At 69.5% G+C, this 16,577-nt stretch carries 13 protein-coding genes and 1 pseudogene; 7 read left to right on the top strand and 7 right to left on the bottom strand.

Going from position 1 to position 16,577, the window contains the following annotated elements; translation table 11 throughout:
- Nucleotides 1-93 precede the first annotated feature (93 nt).
- The 3 genes from ACTWQI_RS07755 to ACTWQI_RS07745 form a co-directional block, all read right to left on the bottom strand.
- A complete protein-coding gene (locus tag ACTWQI_RS07755; protein WP_443268749.1) occupies nucleotides 94-945 on the bottom strand; it encodes an aminotransferase class IV in 852 nt (283 codons plus the stop codon).
- A complete protein-coding gene (locus ACTWQI_RS07750; protein WP_443268747.1) occupies nucleotides 942-3,323 on the bottom strand; it encodes a tetratricopeptide repeat protein in 2,382 nt (793 codons plus the stop codon). The genes ACTWQI_RS07755 and ACTWQI_RS07750 overlap by 4 nt, the downstream gene beginning before the upstream one ends.
- 662 nt (nucleotides 3,324-3,985) lie before the next feature.
- Complete coding sequence (locus ACTWQI_RS07745; protein WP_443268745.1) at nucleotides 3,986-4,372, bottom strand: VOC family protein; 387 nt, start codon at nucleotides 4,370-4,372, stop codon at nucleotides 3,986-3,988.
- Between the two features lie 321 nt (nucleotides 4,373-4,693).
- On the opposite strand from ACTWQI_RS07745, the gene ACTWQI_RS07740 reads away from it, so the two are divergent.
- Nucleotides 4,694-5,953 carry an ABC transporter substrate-binding protein gene (locus ACTWQI_RS07740; protein WP_443268744.1) on the top strand — a complete coding sequence of 420 codons (1,260 nt, stop codon included), beginning with the start codon at nucleotides 4,694-4,696 and terminating at the stop codon, nucleotides 5,951-5,953.
- Nucleotides 5,954-6,048: 95 nt separating this feature from the next.
- Complete coding sequence (locus ACTWQI_RS07735; protein ID WP_443268742.1) at nucleotides 6,049-6,402, top strand: SH3 domain-containing protein; 354 nt, start codon at nucleotides 6,049-6,051, stop codon at nucleotides 6,400-6,402.
- A 147-nt stretch (nucleotides 6,403-6,549) separates the two neighbouring features.
- Here the strand turns inward: ACTWQI_RS07735 and ACTWQI_RS07730 are convergent, their stop codons facing one another.
- The 3 genes from ACTWQI_RS07730 to ACTWQI_RS07720 all read right to left on the bottom strand — a co-directional run bounded on the left by ACTWQI_RS07730 (nucleotide 6,550) and on the right by ACTWQI_RS07720 (nucleotide 10,321).
- Entirely contained in the window at nucleotides 6,550-7,053 is a 504-nt protein-coding gene (locus ACTWQI_RS07730) for a roadblock/LC7 domain-containing protein (protein ID WP_443268740.1), read from the bottom strand.
- Nucleotides 7,050-9,050: a nitrate- and nitrite sensing domain-containing protein gene (locus tag ACTWQI_RS07725; RefSeq protein ID WP_443268738.1), complete on the bottom strand. Its 2,001-nt coding sequence runs from the start codon at nucleotides 9,048-9,050 to the stop codon at nucleotides 7,050-7,052. Before ACTWQI_RS07725 ends, ACTWQI_RS07730 begins: the two co-directional genes overlap by 4 nt.
- 164 nt (nucleotides 9,051-9,214) lie before the next feature.
- The gene (locus ACTWQI_RS07720; RefSeq protein ID WP_443268736.1) at nucleotides 9,215-10,321 is read right to left on the bottom strand and encodes a ferritin-like domain-containing protein; all 1,107 of its coding nucleotides are present in this window, start codon (nucleotides 10,319-10,321) and stop codon (nucleotides 9,215-9,217) included.
- Nucleotides 10,322-10,490: 169 nt separating this feature from the next.
- On the opposite strand from ACTWQI_RS07720, the gene ACTWQI_RS07715 reads away from it, so the two are divergent.
- The 5 genes and pseudogenes from ACTWQI_RS07715 to ACTWQI_RS07695 all read left to right on the top strand — a co-directional run bounded on the left by ACTWQI_RS07715 (nucleotide 10,491) and on the right by ACTWQI_RS07695 (nucleotide 15,233).
- Nucleotides 10,491-11,420, top strand: coding sequence for an AurF N-oxygenase family protein (locus ACTWQI_RS07715; RefSeq protein WP_443268734.1), 930 nt, complete (start codon nucleotides 10,491-10,493; stop codon nucleotides 11,418-11,420).
- A gap of 190 nt (nucleotides 11,421-11,610) precedes the next feature.
- Nucleotides 11,611-12,414 carry a TetR/AcrR family transcriptional regulator gene (locus ACTWQI_RS07710; protein ID WP_443268732.1) on the top strand — a complete coding sequence of 268 codons (804 nt, stop codon included), beginning with the start codon at nucleotides 11,611-11,613 and terminating at the stop codon, nucleotides 12,412-12,414.
- Nucleotides 12,415-12,424: 10 nt separating this feature from the next.
- Complete coding sequence (locus ACTWQI_RS07705; RefSeq protein ID WP_443268730.1) at nucleotides 12,425-12,691, top strand: hypothetical protein; 267 nt, start codon at nucleotides 12,425-12,427, stop codon at nucleotides 12,689-12,691.
- Nucleotides 12,692-12,895: 204 nt separating this feature from the next.
- Nucleotides 12,896-13,912, top strand: a pseudogene (locus ACTWQI_RS07700) (chitinase); the annotation flags it as partial.
- Nucleotides 13,913-14,081: 169 nt separating this feature from the next.
- Entirely contained in the window at nucleotides 14,082-15,233 is a 1,152-nt protein-coding gene (locus ACTWQI_RS07695; RefSeq protein ID WP_443268728.1) for an NlpC/P60 family protein, read from the top strand.
- Between the two features lie 77 nt (nucleotides 15,234-15,310).
- Here ACTWQI_RS07695 and ACTWQI_RS07690 read toward each other — a convergent pair whose 3' ends face one another.
- Complete coding sequence (locus ACTWQI_RS07690; protein ID WP_443268726.1) at nucleotides 15,311-16,558, bottom strand: styrene monooxygenase/indole monooxygenase family protein; 1,248 nt, start codon at nucleotides 16,556-16,558, stop codon at nucleotides 15,311-15,313.
- Between the last annotated feature and the right edge of the window lie 19 nt (nucleotides 16,559-16,577).

The following is a 16,577-nucleotide window of genomic DNA, read 5'->3' as shown; positions in this document are numbered from 1 at the left end:
GTCCGCAGAACCCGGTTTGCCAGGAACTCCGGCGGCACTCTTCCGGAAGTCTCGTGGCACTGTGCCGCCGCTCGTCGGCTGGACGCCGGTGGGTCAGCAGGGCTCCACGGGAACCGACCGGTAGAGCCCGGTGAGTTCGGCGATGACCTCGGCGTTCACGGGAAGCGGCAGATCGTCGATCCGGCCCACGGGGCAGATGCCGAGGGAACTGGTCAGGAAGGCGCCACCGAAGTCAGCCAGGTCGCCCAGGCGACATGGGCGTCTCTTGGGACGCCGTCCGACGCCGCTCAGCGCTTCGTCGAGCAGTTGCATCGTGACGCCGGGCAGCCCGGGTGCGTCCGGCCACACAACCGTTCCACCCCGGTCGTAGAAGCCGATGTTGGCCACTGCGGTCTCCGAGACCATCCCGTCGCGATCGACGAAGAGCGCGTCGTCGAAGCCGTCGCGCTGCGCCGCTCGCCGGTGGTAGATCTGACCGAACGTGCCGGTGTGCTTGAGGTGCGGAAGAGGTCGGCCGAACACGACCGACCGCAGGTGCTGCGGGGTGGGCGACACCTCGGCGGCCGCGGTCACCGTGACCATCAGCGAGGGGTCCGTCCCCCTGGGCCTATCGGCCCGGGTGGGGGTCCCCCCGGCGGAGCCAGGGGGCGTGCCCCCATCGGCCTCGGGCCAGAAGACATTGACCCGCACGGTGGCGTCGGTGGTGTCGGTGCCGAGCGCGTGCCGGATGCATGCGCGGACCCGGTTGTGGTCCAGTGCCACGCCGAACAGCTCCCGGGTGGCCGCGTCCAGCCGCTCCAGATGGTGGCCGAGGCCGCGCACGGCACCCTCGGTCACCTGCATGGAGGTGAAGTGGCCGTAGTTGACGAGCGCCGGGAAACGCAGCTCCTCGATCCGTGCGGCACGCCCGTTGATCTCGGTCCGCAGAGGCGGTGGGCTGCTCATGACCGTACGACGTGACCGTTCTTGTGGACCAGATGCGTAACGGAGGCGTTCATCATCTCCAGCGTCAACTTCTCCCCGGCGCGGTGTCCGATCGCCCGCTGGATGTCGATAGCCCGGCAATAGAGCTCGGTCGCCTCCCCTGAGCAACCGAGCTCGGCGTGCACCTGCGCCAGTTTGCCGAGCGAGAGCGCCTCGCCGTATCGGTCACCGGTCGCACGGCGGAATGCAACCGCCTGGTCCAGGCGTTCCAGCGCCGCACCGAGACGTCCGGTACAGCTCAGCACCTCGCCCAGCAGGTCCAGGCTGTCGGCCTGACCGCACAGATCGCCGATCTCCCGCCGCATCCGCAGGCTCTGTTCGAGCAGGTCGATGGCCTCGTCGATGCGTGCCATCCGGCCGAATACTTCGCCCAGTCGGCTCAGCGCATGCGACTCGGCGTATCTGTCGCCGATCTCCCGTCCGATGGCGATCGCCGCACGGTACTGCTCGGCGGATTCGTCCAGGCGGCCGAGGCAGAGCGAGGTCATGCCCAGGTTGGTGAGGGCGCGCGCCTCCGCGTGCGGCTCACCGGTCTCGCGGACGATGACAACGGACTGCTGCAGACAGCGTCGCGCTTCGTCGAACTCGTGCTGCTGCAGATACGCGTTGCCGAGATAGTTGAGCAGCCAGCCCTCGGCCGACCGGTTCCCCAGTCGCCGGGCGCTGTCCAGCGCCGTGCGGTGGGTCGCGATCCATTCGGGCCAGTGCGAACGACGCAGGTAGAACCGCCACAGCACGGCCGGCAGCCGCCAGGCGACCTCGTTGAGGCCTTCGGCCGCGGCCTGCCTGGTCGCGGTCACCGCGTTGGTGAGCTCGGCCTCACACCACCGCAATGCGGCGTCATGATCGGCAAAAGTCTCTTTCTCGATGCCCAGTTCCAGCAGTTTCGAGGAATCCATGGTGGGTTTCCGGCGGGCGGGCTCCATCATGGCGATCGCCTCGACGCCGGTGTGCAGGTACCAGGTGAGCAGGCGGCGCAGCGCCTGCAGGCGGTCCTTCGGCAGCTCCTCCTCGCGGGCGCGCTCGTCGGCGTACAGCCGCAGCAGGTCGTGGAACCGGTAGCGGCCGTCGGCCGTCGATTCCAGCAGGTTCGCGTCGACGAGCTCGTCGAGCACGGCGGCGGCCGTCCGCTTCGACGTGCCGAAGAGAGCCGCCGCGGCGGCCTCGCTGATGTCGGCACCCTGCCAGGTGCCCAGTAGCCGGAAGGCGCGCGACGGGCCCAGGGTCTCCGGGTTGTCGCGTACGGCGATGGCGCGATAGCTGACCTCGAAACTGGCCCGGACCTGCAGGTCACCCAGCTTCAACTCGTCGAGCCGGTAGCGCTCGTCCGCTAGGCGGTCGGCCATTCGGGCCACCGACCAGGTCGGCCGGGAGGCCAGCCGGGCGGCGGTGATCCGGATCGCCAGTGGCAGCCCGCCACAGGCGTCCAGCAGCCGCTCGGTGGCCAACGGCTCAGCCGCGATCCGTTCCGGCCCGGCGATGCGGGCAAGGAGGGCGCGCCCCTCGTCGTGGCGAAGGACATCGAGGTTGATGAGCCGGCTTCCCTCAAGGTCGGCGAGCCTGCCCCGGGTGGTGATCAGCACCGCGCAGCCACTGCCGCCCGGCAGCAGCGGCCGGACTTGGGCAGAATCCGCCGCGTCGTCGAGCACGACGAGCAGCCGCCGGCCGTGCAGCGCCGTGCGATACATCGCGGACAGCTCAGCCTCTCCGCCGCGTAGCGCGTACTGATCGAAACCCAGGTCATGCAGAAAGCGCAGCAGTACGTCGACGGGTTCCAGAGGCTCGGAACTCCCGCCACGCAGATTCACGTACAGCTGGCCGTCCGGATAATTCTCGACCAACTGATGGGCAACGTGTACGGCGAGAGCGGTCTTGCCGAGACCACCGGCGCCGGCCAGCGCGGCAATGGGAACCGCACCGTCATCGGCGGAAAGGAGATTCCGCAAGTGCGTCACCAACTCCGCGCGGCCGGAAAAGTCCGCCGTATCCGCGGTGAGCTGCGCCGGGCAGGGCGGCGGCACAGGGGCCACCTCGACCCCCTCGCCCTCGGCCACCTCGCCGTTCGTCGGCACAGACGCCGCTTCGCTGTTCGGTGGCCGGTGGTTGCGGGCCGCCCTCAGGAGCTCCTCCCGGACGGATCCGTCCAGGCCGAGCGCGTCTGCCAGCAGCCGCAGGGACCGGCTGTAAGGTCGTCCGGTCCGTCCGTTCTCGAGGTTTCCGATCCCCCGGACGCTGAGACCGGAGCGGTCCGCGAGTTCCTCCTGGGTCAGCCCGGCGCTCGTCCGCAGGTGGCGCAGGAATGCGCCCAGTGATTCATCGGTCGTCGGCCCATACGACATAGCTCCCCCGTCATCGTGATCACAGTTCCATCCCGAACCTATTCCGCCCCTTCAGGGCAAGCGTCAGAAAAACTCCAAGGGGTGACTGGCGCAGGTTCTTGCGTACCCTGCGCATCATCGGTTCGACGGTCTGCGGTGTGCTCTACCCAGCGTCGCACGTCGCACGACGATCTCCGGTCCCCGGTCGGGCAATGCAAGCCAGGCTGGCGAAAATGCAGCGGCACTGGCCGTCGTTGGCCCATCGTGCGGCGGACTTCCGCGGTACGGGCGATGGATCAGCGGCCTCCCCGCGGCCCATCGCCTGGTCGGTCGACCTCGTCGAACCGACGACCGCTCGGTGCCGTGGCGGGGAGGGAGCGGGCAGCCCTGGCGAAGAGTTTCCGGAGCCCCGAGATCACGATCGCCGAGTTTTGCAGCGAGTGGGCGGCATCCGCTTCGTCCCAATCTATTGACTCGGCGGTCATGACATCGACCCCGACCGGCAGTTCACCAGGGTCATGTCCAGATCCATGATCTGCCTCCCGCCCTCCACGGCGCACCACTCATGGGTTGGTGCCACCAGGCAACCGCATGGCACCCGGCCGTTGCAATGAAGACGCAGGACGTTTGTGGGAAACCTTCGGTACCGAGACGAACGTGACCTCGTGCCCGACGCCCTGCGGTCAGGCTCGGGCGTCGTCCGGGTACCAGCGCAGTTCGACGGTGTTGCCGTCGGGGTCGCGGACGTAGACGGACTGGGCGGTGCCGCGGGCGCCGAAACGCTCGCCAGGGCCGCCCAGGACCGTGAACTCCCCCGAATCGATGACCTCTTGCCAGTCGAGAGGCTCGACGACCAGGCAGATGTGATCGACGTTGGAGCCCTTGGGGGAGCCCGGTACGAAGTCGATGATCGTCGTCGGGCTCACCCGCACCGAGGGGAAGGGCGCCTCACCGGCCCGCCATGCGTCGACTCGGACCGGCTCCAGACCGAGTGAGCCGCAGTAGAACTCCAGGGAGCGTTCGACATCGGCGACGTTGAGGACCAGGTGGTCGAAGTCGATCACACGCATGCTCTCTCCCTTGGGCGCTGAACGGCCCGTTGGCCGTGGTGTGCGGGACAGTCTCCCCTGCGGCTGCCGGGACATTCCACCTGATGACCGGGCACTGGCAATATCACCGACACTGACGGCACCAGCTCGCACTGTCGTATGAGTCCACCCGTCACGGGACACGGTGCCTTATGTGATACCGAAGCGATACGCGCCATGAGGTCGACCCGTGACGCCCGCCGGGAGAGACTCCATCCTCGCGCCGACGCACGACGCCACGGCGCCTTGAGCATGTTTCTGAACAAAAGGGCGGTATGGGCAGTGCAGCGGCAGCAGCGATATGTGGGACTCATAGCAGCAGGGCTCGCAGGCACCCTGGCCCTCACCGTCTCGGGCTGCGGCGCGAGCGACTCCGCCGTCGGCGACGAAGTCACCCTGAAACTCGTCGCGGCCGAGTACGGCGACCGGTCCAGCAACAGTTCGAAGCGGTACTGGGACCAGCTGGCAGGCGAGTTCGCGTTCAAGAACCGGGGCATCAGGGTCGACGTCGACGTTTACAGCTGGAGCCAGGTCGACCGAAAGGTCGCTTCCCTGGTCAAGGAAGGCAAGGCACCTGACATCGCGCAGATCGGCTCGTACGCCGACTATGCCGTGCGGGGCGAGCTCTACCGGGCCGACGAGCTGCTCTCGATCCCGACTCAGGCCGCGTTCATCCCCGGCCTCGCCGACGCGGGCAAGGTGCACCGGGTCCAGTACGGCCTGCCGTTCGTCGCCAGCACGCGGGGGCTCTTCTACAACAAGAACCTGCTCGCCAAGGCGGGCATACCGGACCCCCCGAAGACCTGGGACCAGTTGCAGACGGACGCCCAAGCCCTGAAGCGCGCGGGCGTCAAGGTGCCGTACGGGCTGCCGCTCGGTCCGGAGGAGCCGCAGACCGAGGCCCTGAACTGGATGCTGAGCGGCGGTGGCGGCTACACCGACGACATCGGCCGGTACACCATCGACTCGCCCGAGAACATCAAGACGTTCGAGTGGCTGCGCGATGAGCTGGTCGGCAAGGGGCTGACCAATCCGGCGCCCGGCTCGGCCAACCGGCACGAGGTCTTCAACGCCTTCACCCGCGGCGAGGTCGCCATGCTCAACGGCCACCCGACACTGATGCAGCGGGCCCTGGAGAGCGGCATCGACTTCGGTACGGCGCCACTGCCCGGCAGGAAGGGACCGTCCGAGGCCACCACAGGCGTGGCCGACTGGATGCTGGCGTTCAGAAAGAACGGCCATCGCGAGGAGATCGGCAAGTTTCTCGACTTCGTGTACACGAAATCCAACGTCCTCAAGTTCGCCGATCAGTACGACCTGCTGCCCGTGACCCTCGCCGCCTCCGAGGCGATGCGCGCCAACAGCAACTACAAGGACGTGTGGGAGTTCCTCGACAAGCTGCCCTCCGCCGAGCTCCTCCCGGTCGGAAAGCGGTCGTGGGCGCCGACGATGAGCAGACTCAAGTCCGTCATCGGGAGCACGGTCGAGGAGGGCGGGGACCCGGAGAGCGTGCTGGGCGCGCTGCAGCGCGAGGCCGAGTCGGCGGAGAACTCGGAGTCGTAGTACGCCGCGTCGGTTACACTCAGTGACGGGTTGCGCGCTCTGTGCAGCCTCCTTAGCGTGATGGGTGTGGGCTCCCCCTTCTCAGGAGGACTCAGATGCCGCAGTCGACACATCGCAAGCTCGCCCTGTGCGCCACGACCGGCCTCCTCGTCACCCTGACCGCGGCCGGTCCGGCCCTCGCGTCGTCCGCAACGGATGGCGCGGACGACCGCCGCCACTTCAAAAGTCGTGTGATCAACAAGTCCGGCCTGTTGCTGCGCTCCGCCCCGAGCCACCACGCCAAGGTCGTGGGCAAGCTCGTCTTCGGCACGATCGCCCGTATCAAGTGCCAGGTCAACGGCGAGTGGCTGGAGGGCAACCCTCGCTGGTATCTGCTGACCAACGGCACGTGGGCCTGGGCATCCGGCCACTACCTCAGGAACATCGGTCCGGCTCCGTTCTGGTGCTGACCCAGCAGGTGACCGGCGATCGCGCCCCTGAGCGCACCCCGCCCGGGAGAACGGTCACGCCGCCACCCCGTCAGTGCCCGTCCACTCGTGCACCGTCCGGACCGCTCGCCAGCAGAGCCCGGGCCGCTGTCGGGGGCGGCGCGAGGCTCAGCCGGTGGCGGCGGACTGGAGTTCGGTGACCAACTGAGGGGTGAGCAGGCCGCCGACGCGGTCGGACAGGACCCCCATCTCGTAGCCGATCATGCCGATGTCGCTGCCGCCGGCGGCGAGTACGCCCAGGCAACTGCCGTCCCGGACCGTGGTGATCAGCAGGAACTTCCCCCAGTTGCCTCCGCCGGCGGCCGCCGGGTGGGAATCCCCCCAGGGCGTACCCCCGTCATCCATCTCGACCATCACGAGCTTGACGCCTGCGCCGCCGGGCCGGCCGTGCGCCCGGGAGGCTCCGAGGGCGAGGCTGGTGATGCCGGAGACGACGGCGGCCAGGTGGTCGGCCCGGGCCCTGTCCAGGGAGTCGGAGCCGGCCATGAGCAGCCCGTCGGAGGAGACGGCGACCGCATCCACGACTCCGTGGACGGTGCGGACGAACTCGCCGATGAGCCAGTTGAAGTTCTGCGCTTCGCCCGTGAGCGGAGCGCCGGTGGTCATGGTCATGCGCTGTCCTTTCCGGCTGTCACGCCTCGGGCGACGCCTTCGCGGAATCCGTTGAGCAGGGACCGGACCTGGTCGGGGCCCGGCGGTCGGTCGGTGGGGGCGGGCGCGGCGAGCAGCGTCGGGGGCAGGGCCACGTAGGCGGTGATGCCCGAGCCCTCGGTCTCGCGGAGCTCGACCTGCGCACCGAGCCGGTCGGCGAGCCGGCCGACGACGTAGTGGCCGAGGAAGCGGGTGGGGGCGATGAGGAAGCTCTCCTCCCCCGCGATGCGCGCATTGGCGCGGGCCAGTTCCTCGGCGGTCATACCGACGCCGCGGTCCACGACGGCGAAGCAGTACTCACTGCCGTCCCGCCAGCCGTAGACCTCGACGGCGAGCTCCGGGGGCGAGAAGACCAGGGCGTTCTCGATCAACTCCGCCAGCAGATGGGACAGGTCCGCGATGGCGTGGCCGCGGATCCGGCACGGCTCGACGTCGACGGCCGACACCCGCCGGTACTGCTCGACCTCCGAGACCGCCGACTGGACGGCTTCGAGCGCGCCGATCGATCCCGTCCAGACCCGCGGCGGGGCCTGCTCGCCGACCAGCACGAGAAGCGATTCCGCGTTGCGCCGCATCCGGGTGGCGAGATGGTCGAGCTCGAAGAGCTCGGCGAGCGCGTCCGGATCGACCTCCTGGCTCTCCAGCGCGGTGATCAGTCCGAGCTGGCGGCGCAGCAGATTCTGGTTGCGGCGACCGAGGTTGGCGAGCGACTCGGAGTTGTTGCGGCGCAGTACCGCCTGCTCGGCGGCGAGTCCGACCGCGGTCCGCTCGACGTTGTGCAGAGCCGCCGCGAGCTGCGCGATCTCCTGCGCGCTGCTGTGGAGTGCGGACCGAACCGGTACGGGCCCGAGGTGCTCGGCGTCGTCCGGGTCGGCGTCCTGGATCCGCCGTACGGCCGCGGACAGGCGGCTGCCCGCCACCTCGTCCGCCTCCTTGGCGAGCGCCCCGAGTGGGCGCGTGATGGAACGGGCCGAGACCAGGGCGAGGACCGTGGCGACGGCGACGATGAGCGCGCCGAGCCCGAGGAAGCCCGCGAGCTGTGCGGACGCGGCAGCGCTGAGTTGCTCGGCCCTGGCCCGTACATCCGCACCGACCCGCTGCTGGACGGAGTGGAGGTCGTCGACGAGGACGGTCATGGACCGCCACCACAGGTCCGGGTCGGTCTTCAGCGGGGGTCCGGCTCCGCCGGCGGCAGCCCGCTGCTCCAGCTCCCCGGCCCGCTTGGCCTCCTGGGTCGCGAAGGCGCGGTCGAGCGCCTTGCGCTGGGCGGGGGAGGCCACCTGCGCGTACTGCCGAAGCGCCGCGACGCGCACCGCCCGTACCTCGGTGAAGTCCAGATACTCGCCGCCCCGGAAGCGCCCGGCCGCGAAGACGCCGTTGAGCGAGCCTCGCTCCAGTGCCACGGACTCGTTCGCGTCGGCGAGCGCCTGCAGGGCGTCCATGCCGGCCGCCAGCGCCCGGTCGCCGCGGGCCACGGCGTCGCCGTCGGCCGACTGGGCCATGATCAGCGCGGTGATGAGGGAGGTGTAGAAGTCCAGGGTCTTGCCGCGGGGGGCGGTGCCGCGGTCGACCTCGGCCCGTACGGTGGGCAGCCGGGTGAGGCGCGCCCGGGCTCCCTCGACCGCGGACACGGTGGCACCGTCCCTCCGGGCGAGGGCGGCGGCGAGGTCGACTCGGGCGCGGTCGGAGTGCTCGCGTTGCTGCGCGACGTCGTCCCGGTACTCCTTGGCGCCCCCCAGCAGGCCGTTGGTGAGACCCCGTTCGCGCTGGAGCTCGTGCACCAGCGCCTGCACCTGCAACACGAGGTCCACCCGGTCGCGGGTCACCTCGGCGGCGGACCAGTCGGCGGCCCGGTCGGCGACCGCAAGCCCGGTGAGGACGAGCAGCAAGCATGTCGGCACGGCGAGCACAACGGCGACGCGGCCGCGAATGGTGCTCCAGCCGGGCAAGAGGCGCATGAACCGGCGCAAACCTGGTCTCTGGTTCCCCGTCACGCGACATCACGCTAGGGAACGGGCGTCAGCACGCCATTTCCCGCCGGTAAGGGGCAGGTTGCGCTCCGCTCACGCCGACCGCGCGCCGGGCTGCAAGCGCAGGACTCCCGGCTTGCGGGGTGGGGGCCTCACTCGACTGCGCCGGCGGCGATCGCTTCCGCCACCTCCGCCGTGCGGGCCGCCTCCTCCTGCGCGAAGCGCTCCACGTCGAGCTGTTCGGCCAGCTCCTCGTCCTGGGCCATCAGCAGGTCGAGGTTGGAGTCGCCGAGCTCGAGGACGCCCATGTCGACGTAGGCCCGCTGCAGCCGCTCGCCCCACAGCCCGATGTCCTTGACGCAGGGCACGATCCGGCTGAAGAGCAGTTTGCGGAAGAGGTGCAGGAACTCGGACTGCTCGGTGTACTCGGCGGCCTCTTCCGCCGCGATGCCGAAGTTCTCCAGCACCTCCGTGCCGCGCAGCCGGTCGCGCATCAGGTAGCAGCCCTCGATCACGAACTCCTCGCGCTCGCGGAGCTCGGCATCGCTGAGCTGCTTGTAGTAGTCGCGCAGCGCCATCCGCCCGAAGGCGACGTGCCGTGCCTCGTCCTGCATGACGTAGGCCAGGATCTGCTTCGGCAGCGGCTTGTCGGTGGTGTCACGGATCATGCCGAAGGCGGCCAGCGCCAGGCCTTCGATGAGCACCTGCATACCGAGGTACGGCATGTCCCAGCGGGAGTCGCGGAGGGTGTCGCCGAGCAGGGACTGGAGGTTGTCGTTGATCGGGTAGAGCATCCCGATCTTCTCGTGCAGGAACCGGCCGTATATCTCGGCGTGCCGGGCCTCGTCCATGGTCTGGGTGGCGGAGTAGAACTTGGCGTCCAGGTCGGGGACGGACTCCACGATCCGGGCCGCGCAGACCATCGCGCCCTGCTCGCCGTGCAGGAACTGGCTGAACTGCCAGGAGGAGTAGTGCCGCCGCAGCTCCCCCTTGTCCCGCTCGGTCATCTTCGCCCAGTGGCGGGTCCCGTAGAGGGCGAGCGACTCGTCGGGGGTGCCCAGCGGGTCGTACGGGTCGACCTCCAGGTCCCAGTCGATCCGCTTCGCGCCGTCCCACTGCTTGTCCTTGCCCTTCTGGTAGAGGGCGAGGAGCCGGTCCCGGCCGTCGTCGTACTCCCAGCTGAACCGAGCTGCGCCGGAGGCCGGCACCTGCCACGGCCCGTCTCCGGGATCTTGTGTGTAGAACTCGCGCGTCGGCATCGGCGCCTCCTTCGCCTCACGGACTCCCGTTCATGGACGGATGGTTGGCAGGTTCACACGTTTGTTACTGCGCGGTCAACAACTTGCGCACAGGGGATTGACGGGCTTGCTGACAAGGAGTCTCATAAGACGGAACCACGAGTAACCCTGCTGCGAGGTGCGCTCAGCCATGACGTCCATGACCGAAGACCACACGCTCCAGGACGCCCTCGGACTGCTCAAGGACCGTGAGCAGGTCGCCCGGCGCCTGCTGGAATCCTCGGCGAAGCACTCCTTCGACCCGGACACCGAACTCGATTGGGGCGCCCCGATCGAAGACGGCAAGTGGTTCTGGCCACCGGAGCTCGTCTCGCTGTACGACACCCCGCTGTGGCGGAAGATGCCGGAGGAGCAGCGGATGGACCTCGCCCGGCACGAGGCCGCGTCGCTCGCCTCGCTCGGCATCTGGTTCGAGATCATCCTCATGCAGCTGCTTGTCCGGCACATCTACGACCTTCCGGTCACCAGCGCACACGTCAGATACGCCCTCACCGAGATCGCGGACGAGTGCCGACACTCCATGATGTTCGCGCGCATGATCCAGAAGGGCGGCGCGCCGACGTACCCGGTGGCCCGGCTGCACCACAATCTCGCGCGCGTTCTCAAGACGATCTCGACGACACCGGGTTCGTTCGCCTGCACGCTGCTCGGCGAGGAGATCCTCGACTACATGCAGCGGCTGACCTTCCCGGACGAGCGGATCCAGCCGTTGGTGCGCGGCGTCACGCGGATCCATGTGGTGGAGGAGGCGCGGCACGTCCGGTACGCGCGGGAGGAGCTGCGGCGTCAGATGGCGTCCTGCCCGCGCTGGGAGGCGGAGCTGACCCGGATCAGCGCGGGCGAGGCCGCCCGGGTCTTCTCCATCGCCTTCGTCAATCCGAAGGTGTACTCGGACGTCGGCCTGGACCGGCGCGAGGCCGTGGCCCAGGTGAAGGCGAGCGCGCACCGGCGCGAAGTGATGCAGACCGGCGCCAGGCGGCTCACGGACTTCCTGGACGACATCGGCCTGATGCGGGGCGTCGGACGCAAACTGTGGCGCAGTTCGGGCCTCCTGGCGTAGCGCCTCCGCCCCCGGCTCCCGGGTGCCGGGCCCTCCGTAGCCCTCGCCGGTGTCGCGGATGGGGGCACCACCCTGGGGGCACCTCCCAGCGGTAGCTGGGGGAGGTAGCTGGGGGAACGACCCGGATGGGAGGGACGCGGCCGATCACCGGGCCTGCCTGGGCCGACGCAGGAGGGTTACGCTGCCTGCCATGAAGGGCAGCGGAGCCGCACCGGCACGGGACCAGCGCGCGGGGAATGGCGGCCACGACGTCGCGTACCGCAGGATGACCGTCGAGAAACGGCGGGCCCAGCTGCTCGCCGCGGCGCTGGAGCTGTTCGCCCACCACGCCCCGGAGGACGTCTCGTTGGATGACGTCGCCCATGCCGCCGAGGTCTCGCGCCCCCTCGTCTACCGCTACTTCCCCGGCGGCAAGCAGCAGCTGTACGAGGCGGCGCTGCGCAGCGCCGCGGAGGACTTGGAGCGGTGCTTCGCCGAGCCGGAGACCGGCCCGCTCACCCGCCGCCTGTCCCGCGCGCTCGACCGCTATCTGTCCTTCGTCGACGAGCACGACGCGGGCTTCACCGCCCTGCTCCAGGGGGGCAGCGTCGCGGAGACCTCCCGTACGAACGCCATCGTCGACGAGGTCCGGCGGGCGGCCGCAGTGCAGATCCTCCGGCACATGAGGGTGCCGGAGCCGGGCGCGCGGCTGCGGATGATGGTGCGTACCTGGATCACGGTCGTCGAGGCCGCCTCTTTGATCTGGCTCGACGAGGACAAGCAGCCCCCTGCGGACGAGCTGCGCGACTGGCTGGTGGACCACTTCATCGCCCTGCTGGCGGCCACCGCCGCGAGCGACCCGCAGACCGCGCGAGTGACGCGGGCCGCACTGACGCTCGAGACGGCGGACGCACGGCTGGGGTCCCTGGCCCGCCGGGTCATTCCCGTGCTGGGCGACGCGGCGCACCTGCTGGACGTCGGCCCTCCGGAGAGCGACCCCCGTACCCCCCGCTGACAATGGTGCCGTGAGAAGCGAGGAGACGCCCTTCGTGGGCGGGCCCCTGGACGGCCGGGTGCTGCCGGTGCTGGTGGGGGCGACGGGCCACCCGCCCAAGGTGTACGAGGTGCCGGTGCCGGATCCCGCGGGCGGGCGGCCGACCGTGCACATCTACCGGCGGGTGCCTGCCGGATACTCCAGGCGACTTGGGCTGCAGCGCGGCTGGCGATACGAGTACGACCCGGAGGCGAAACCCGTACGCGGCCTCAAGTGGCCGTGGTCGAAACCGAACTGACGCCGCGCGCCCTGCTGTTAGTCCGGACCATTGACGGATTGGTCTAGTCCTGCTTGCATGCGAGCTTGCCTTTGAACTCGACCAGGAGCAGCCCCCATGCGTCTCCGTAAGAGGTATCTGGCCGCCGCTGTCGCCGCTCTCTCGGGCGTCTCCGCGATCGGCCTCCTTTCCCCCACGGCCACCGCCAAGCCCGAGAAGCCCGCGCTCCCCGAGCACGCGCTCGTCGGCTATCTGCACGCGAGCTTCGCCAACGGCTCCGGCTACACCCGAATGGCCGATGTCCCCGACAGCTGGGACATCATCGACCTCGCCTTCGGCGAGCCGACCTCCGTGACCTCGGGTGACATCCGCTTCAAGCTCTGCCCGAAGAGCGAGTGTCCGAACGTCGAGAGTGAGGAGGAGTTCAAGGCCGCCATCAAGGCCAAGCAGAAGGCCGGCAAGAAGGTCCTGATCTCCATCGGCGGCCAGAACGGCCAGGTCCAGCTCACCACGACGGCCGCCCGCGACAAGTTCGTCGAATCGGTCAGCGCGATCATCGACCGGTACGGGCTGGACGGGCTGGACATCGACTTCGAGGGCCACTCGCTCTCGCTCGACGCCGACGACACGGACTTCAAGAAGCCCAAGACTCCGGTCATCGTCAACCTGATATCGGCGCTGAAGTCGCTCAAGGGGAAGTACGGCAAGGACTTCACCCTGACCATGGCTCCGGAGACCTTCTTCGTCCAGCTCGGATACCAGCGCTACGGCGGCTCTGGCGGGTCGGACGCGCGCGCCGGCGCCTACCTCCCGGTCATCCACGCCCTGCGCGACGACCTCACTGTGCTGCACGTCCAGGACTACAACTCCGGCCCGATCATGGGCCTGGACGACCAGTACCACACCATGGGCAACGCGGACTTCCACATCGCGATGACCGACATGCTGCTCACCGGCTTCCCGGTCGCGGGCAAGAAGGACAACGTCTTCCCGCCGCTGCCCCCCTCCAAGGTCGCCATCGGCCTGCCGGCCTCCCCCAACGCGGGCAACGGTCACACCCCGCCTGCCGACGTCAACAAGGCGCTCGACTGCCTGACGAAGAAGACGAACTGCGGCAGCTACAAGACCCACGGCACCTGGCCCGCCCTGCGCGGCCTGATGACCTGGTCGATCAACTGGGACAACTTCAACAAGCGGGAGTTCTCCAAGAACTTCGACAGCTACTTCGGCAGCGGCTCATAGCACGCACGAGCTGACGAGTGCGTCAAGCGCCGCCGGGCGGACCGGGTCCGGACGTCCTTCGGGTGACCGAATTAGCCGGTTCCGACCACTATGGTTTGCCGACAATCGGACTGCCTCTGAAAGATCGTCATGTGCGCTCCGCGCGCTGGCGATCAACGGAGGTGACCTCGTGTCAGGACGATTCGTACGGTCGGTCCGCACGGCGGCGATGGCGGCGGGCACGGCGCTTGCCGTGGCCGCGCCCACGCTCCCCCCGGCACCCGCAGCCCCCGCGGACCGCCCGGTCGGCTCGCTGCTGACGGAGCTGCACACGCTGTACCGCAAGGCCGAGACGGCCAACGAGGCCTACACCACCACCGACGAACAGCTGAAGAAGCAGCGGCACAAGGTCCGGAGTCTCGGCGCCCAGCTCGCCCTGGCCCGGATGCGCCTCGCCGACGAGCGCGACGCGGCAGGGCGACTGGCCCGCGAGCAGTACCGGGGGGCGGCCGGGAGCCTCTCGCCGTATCTGCGCCTGCTGCTGAGCCGCCACCCGCAGCAGATTCTCGACCAGAGCCATCTGCTGCGGCTGGCGGGGCGCGACCGGGCCGCGACGGTGACCCGGCTGGTCCGCGGCGAGCGTCGGCTCGACGGTCTGGCGAGCAAGGCCAGGACGGCGCTCGACAAGCAGCAGACCCTCGCGGCGAAGAAGAAGCGGCAGTGGGACGAGGTGCAGGGGCGGCTGGAGGAGGTGCAGCGGGTGCTCGTCTCGCTGTCTCCCGAGCAGCTGGACCGGCTCGAACGACTGGAGCGGCAGCAGGTCCGCACCGCGCGGCGGGCCGCCGTGACCACGGCATCCCGGGGCCGGGCGGTGCGCCTCCTGCGAGCGCCGTCCAAGGCCGGCAGCCGGGCGATCGGATACGCGATCAGACAGCTCGGCAAGCCGTACCGGTGGGGCGCGGAGGGGCCGGACTCGTTCGACTGCTCGGGACTGACCTCGCAGGCGTGGGCACGCGCCGGGCGCGCCATCCCCCGGACCAGCCAGGAACAGTGGCGACGGCTGCCGAAGGTGTCCATCCGGAGCGTGCGCCCCGGGGACCTGGTGATCTACTACCGGGGCGCGACGCACGTGGCGCTGTACATCGGCTTGGGCCTGGTGGTGCAGGCCCCGCGACCGGGGGCCGTGGTGAAGATCTCGCCGATCGCGGCGAACCCGCTGCTGGGCGTGGTCCGGCCGGACCAGGGCGACAAGCCGCTCTTGCGCTATCTCCTCCCGGACCTCCCGACAGGCGCTTCGGCAGGCGACCACCGGGGCTACAGCTCTTCCGCCGCACCCGCCTGACCAGCCGCCGACAAGGCCCGGCGCCCAGGTTGCGGGCCGGGCCCCGTCGGGAGACGGCATGATCGGCCGGACAGGGCCTAGGACCGGTCCGAGCCCGCCGCGACTGCTCCGAGGTACGCCTGAGCCTTCTCCGGTTCGAAGAAGAAGTTCTCGAAGTCGGCCGGGTTGTCGAAGGCATTGGCGAAGCGGTCGGCGACCGGCTGAAGCTGACCCGCGGCGCCCATCAGGTTGAGGACATGCTCCGGCGGCGGGGCCAGCATCGCGTTCGTCCACTTGGTGACGTGCCGGGCCGTCTCCCAGTAGCGGTCGAAGGTGGCCTGCATCCACTCCTCGTCGAAGGGCTGGTCGCCGTGCTCGACGATCGAGGCCAGATACGAGGCCGCGCACTTGGCGGCGGAGTTCGAGCCCTGGCCGGTGATCGGGTCGTTGGCGACGACCACGTCCGCCACGCCGAGGACCAGTCCACCGCTCGGCAGCCGCCCGACCGGGTGACGCACGGTCGGCGCGTAACGCCCGGAGAGCGTGCCGTTCGCGTCCGTCAGCTCGACCTTCGTGGCCCGCGCATACTCCCAGGGCGTGAACTTCTCCATCAGCTCGAGCGTCAGGGACAGGTGCTCCTCCGAGTCCTTGACGTCTTGGAACACATCGAGTGGTCCGCTCGGGACGCCCTCCCAGAACAGGATGTCGGCCCGTCCGGAGGTGGTGAAGGTCGGCATGATGAACAGCTCGCCCACGCCCGGCACGAGGTTGCAGCGGACCGCATCGAACTCCGGGTGCTCGGGGCGCGGGCCGAGCCCGTGGACGTAACTGACCGCGAGCGCGCGCTGCGGGGCGTCGTACGGCGAGCGGGAGGCGTCGCGGCCGAACATGGACACCAGCTCGCCCTTGCCCGCCGACACCAGCACCAGGTCGTACCGGCGGGCGAAGAAGTCCAGGTCGGAGACGGCCGCGCCGTGGATGACCAGCTGGCCGCCGCGCTGCGCGAAGGTCTCCATCCAGCCGGCCATCTTCACCCGCTGGTCGACGGACTGGGCGTAGTTGTCCAGCTTCCCCACCCAGTCGATGACCCTGGCGGACTCCGGCCCGGCGACGGAGACCCCGATGCCGTCGATGCGGGGCGTCTGGCTCTCCCAGAAGTTGATCTCCAGATCGCGCTCGTGCTGGAGCGCGGTGTGGAACATGCACTGGGTGGACATGACCCGCCCGCCGCGAATCTCGTCGGCCGTGCGGTTCGACATCAAGGTGACCTCGTAGCCCTGCGACTGCAGGCCGAGGGCGAGCTGGAGGCCGGACTGCCCGGCCCCGACGACGAGTATCTTCCGCATGACTGGGCTCTCTCTCAAC

The sequence above is a fragment of the Streptomyces sp. KR80 genome, assembly GCF_052245555.1.
Classification (GTDB): domain Bacteria; phylum Actinomycetota; class Actinomycetes; order Streptomycetales; family Streptomycetaceae; genus Streptomyces.
The sequence above is the reverse complement of the archived record's forward strand: the minus strand, read 5'-3'. Positions and strand labels throughout refer to the sequence as shown.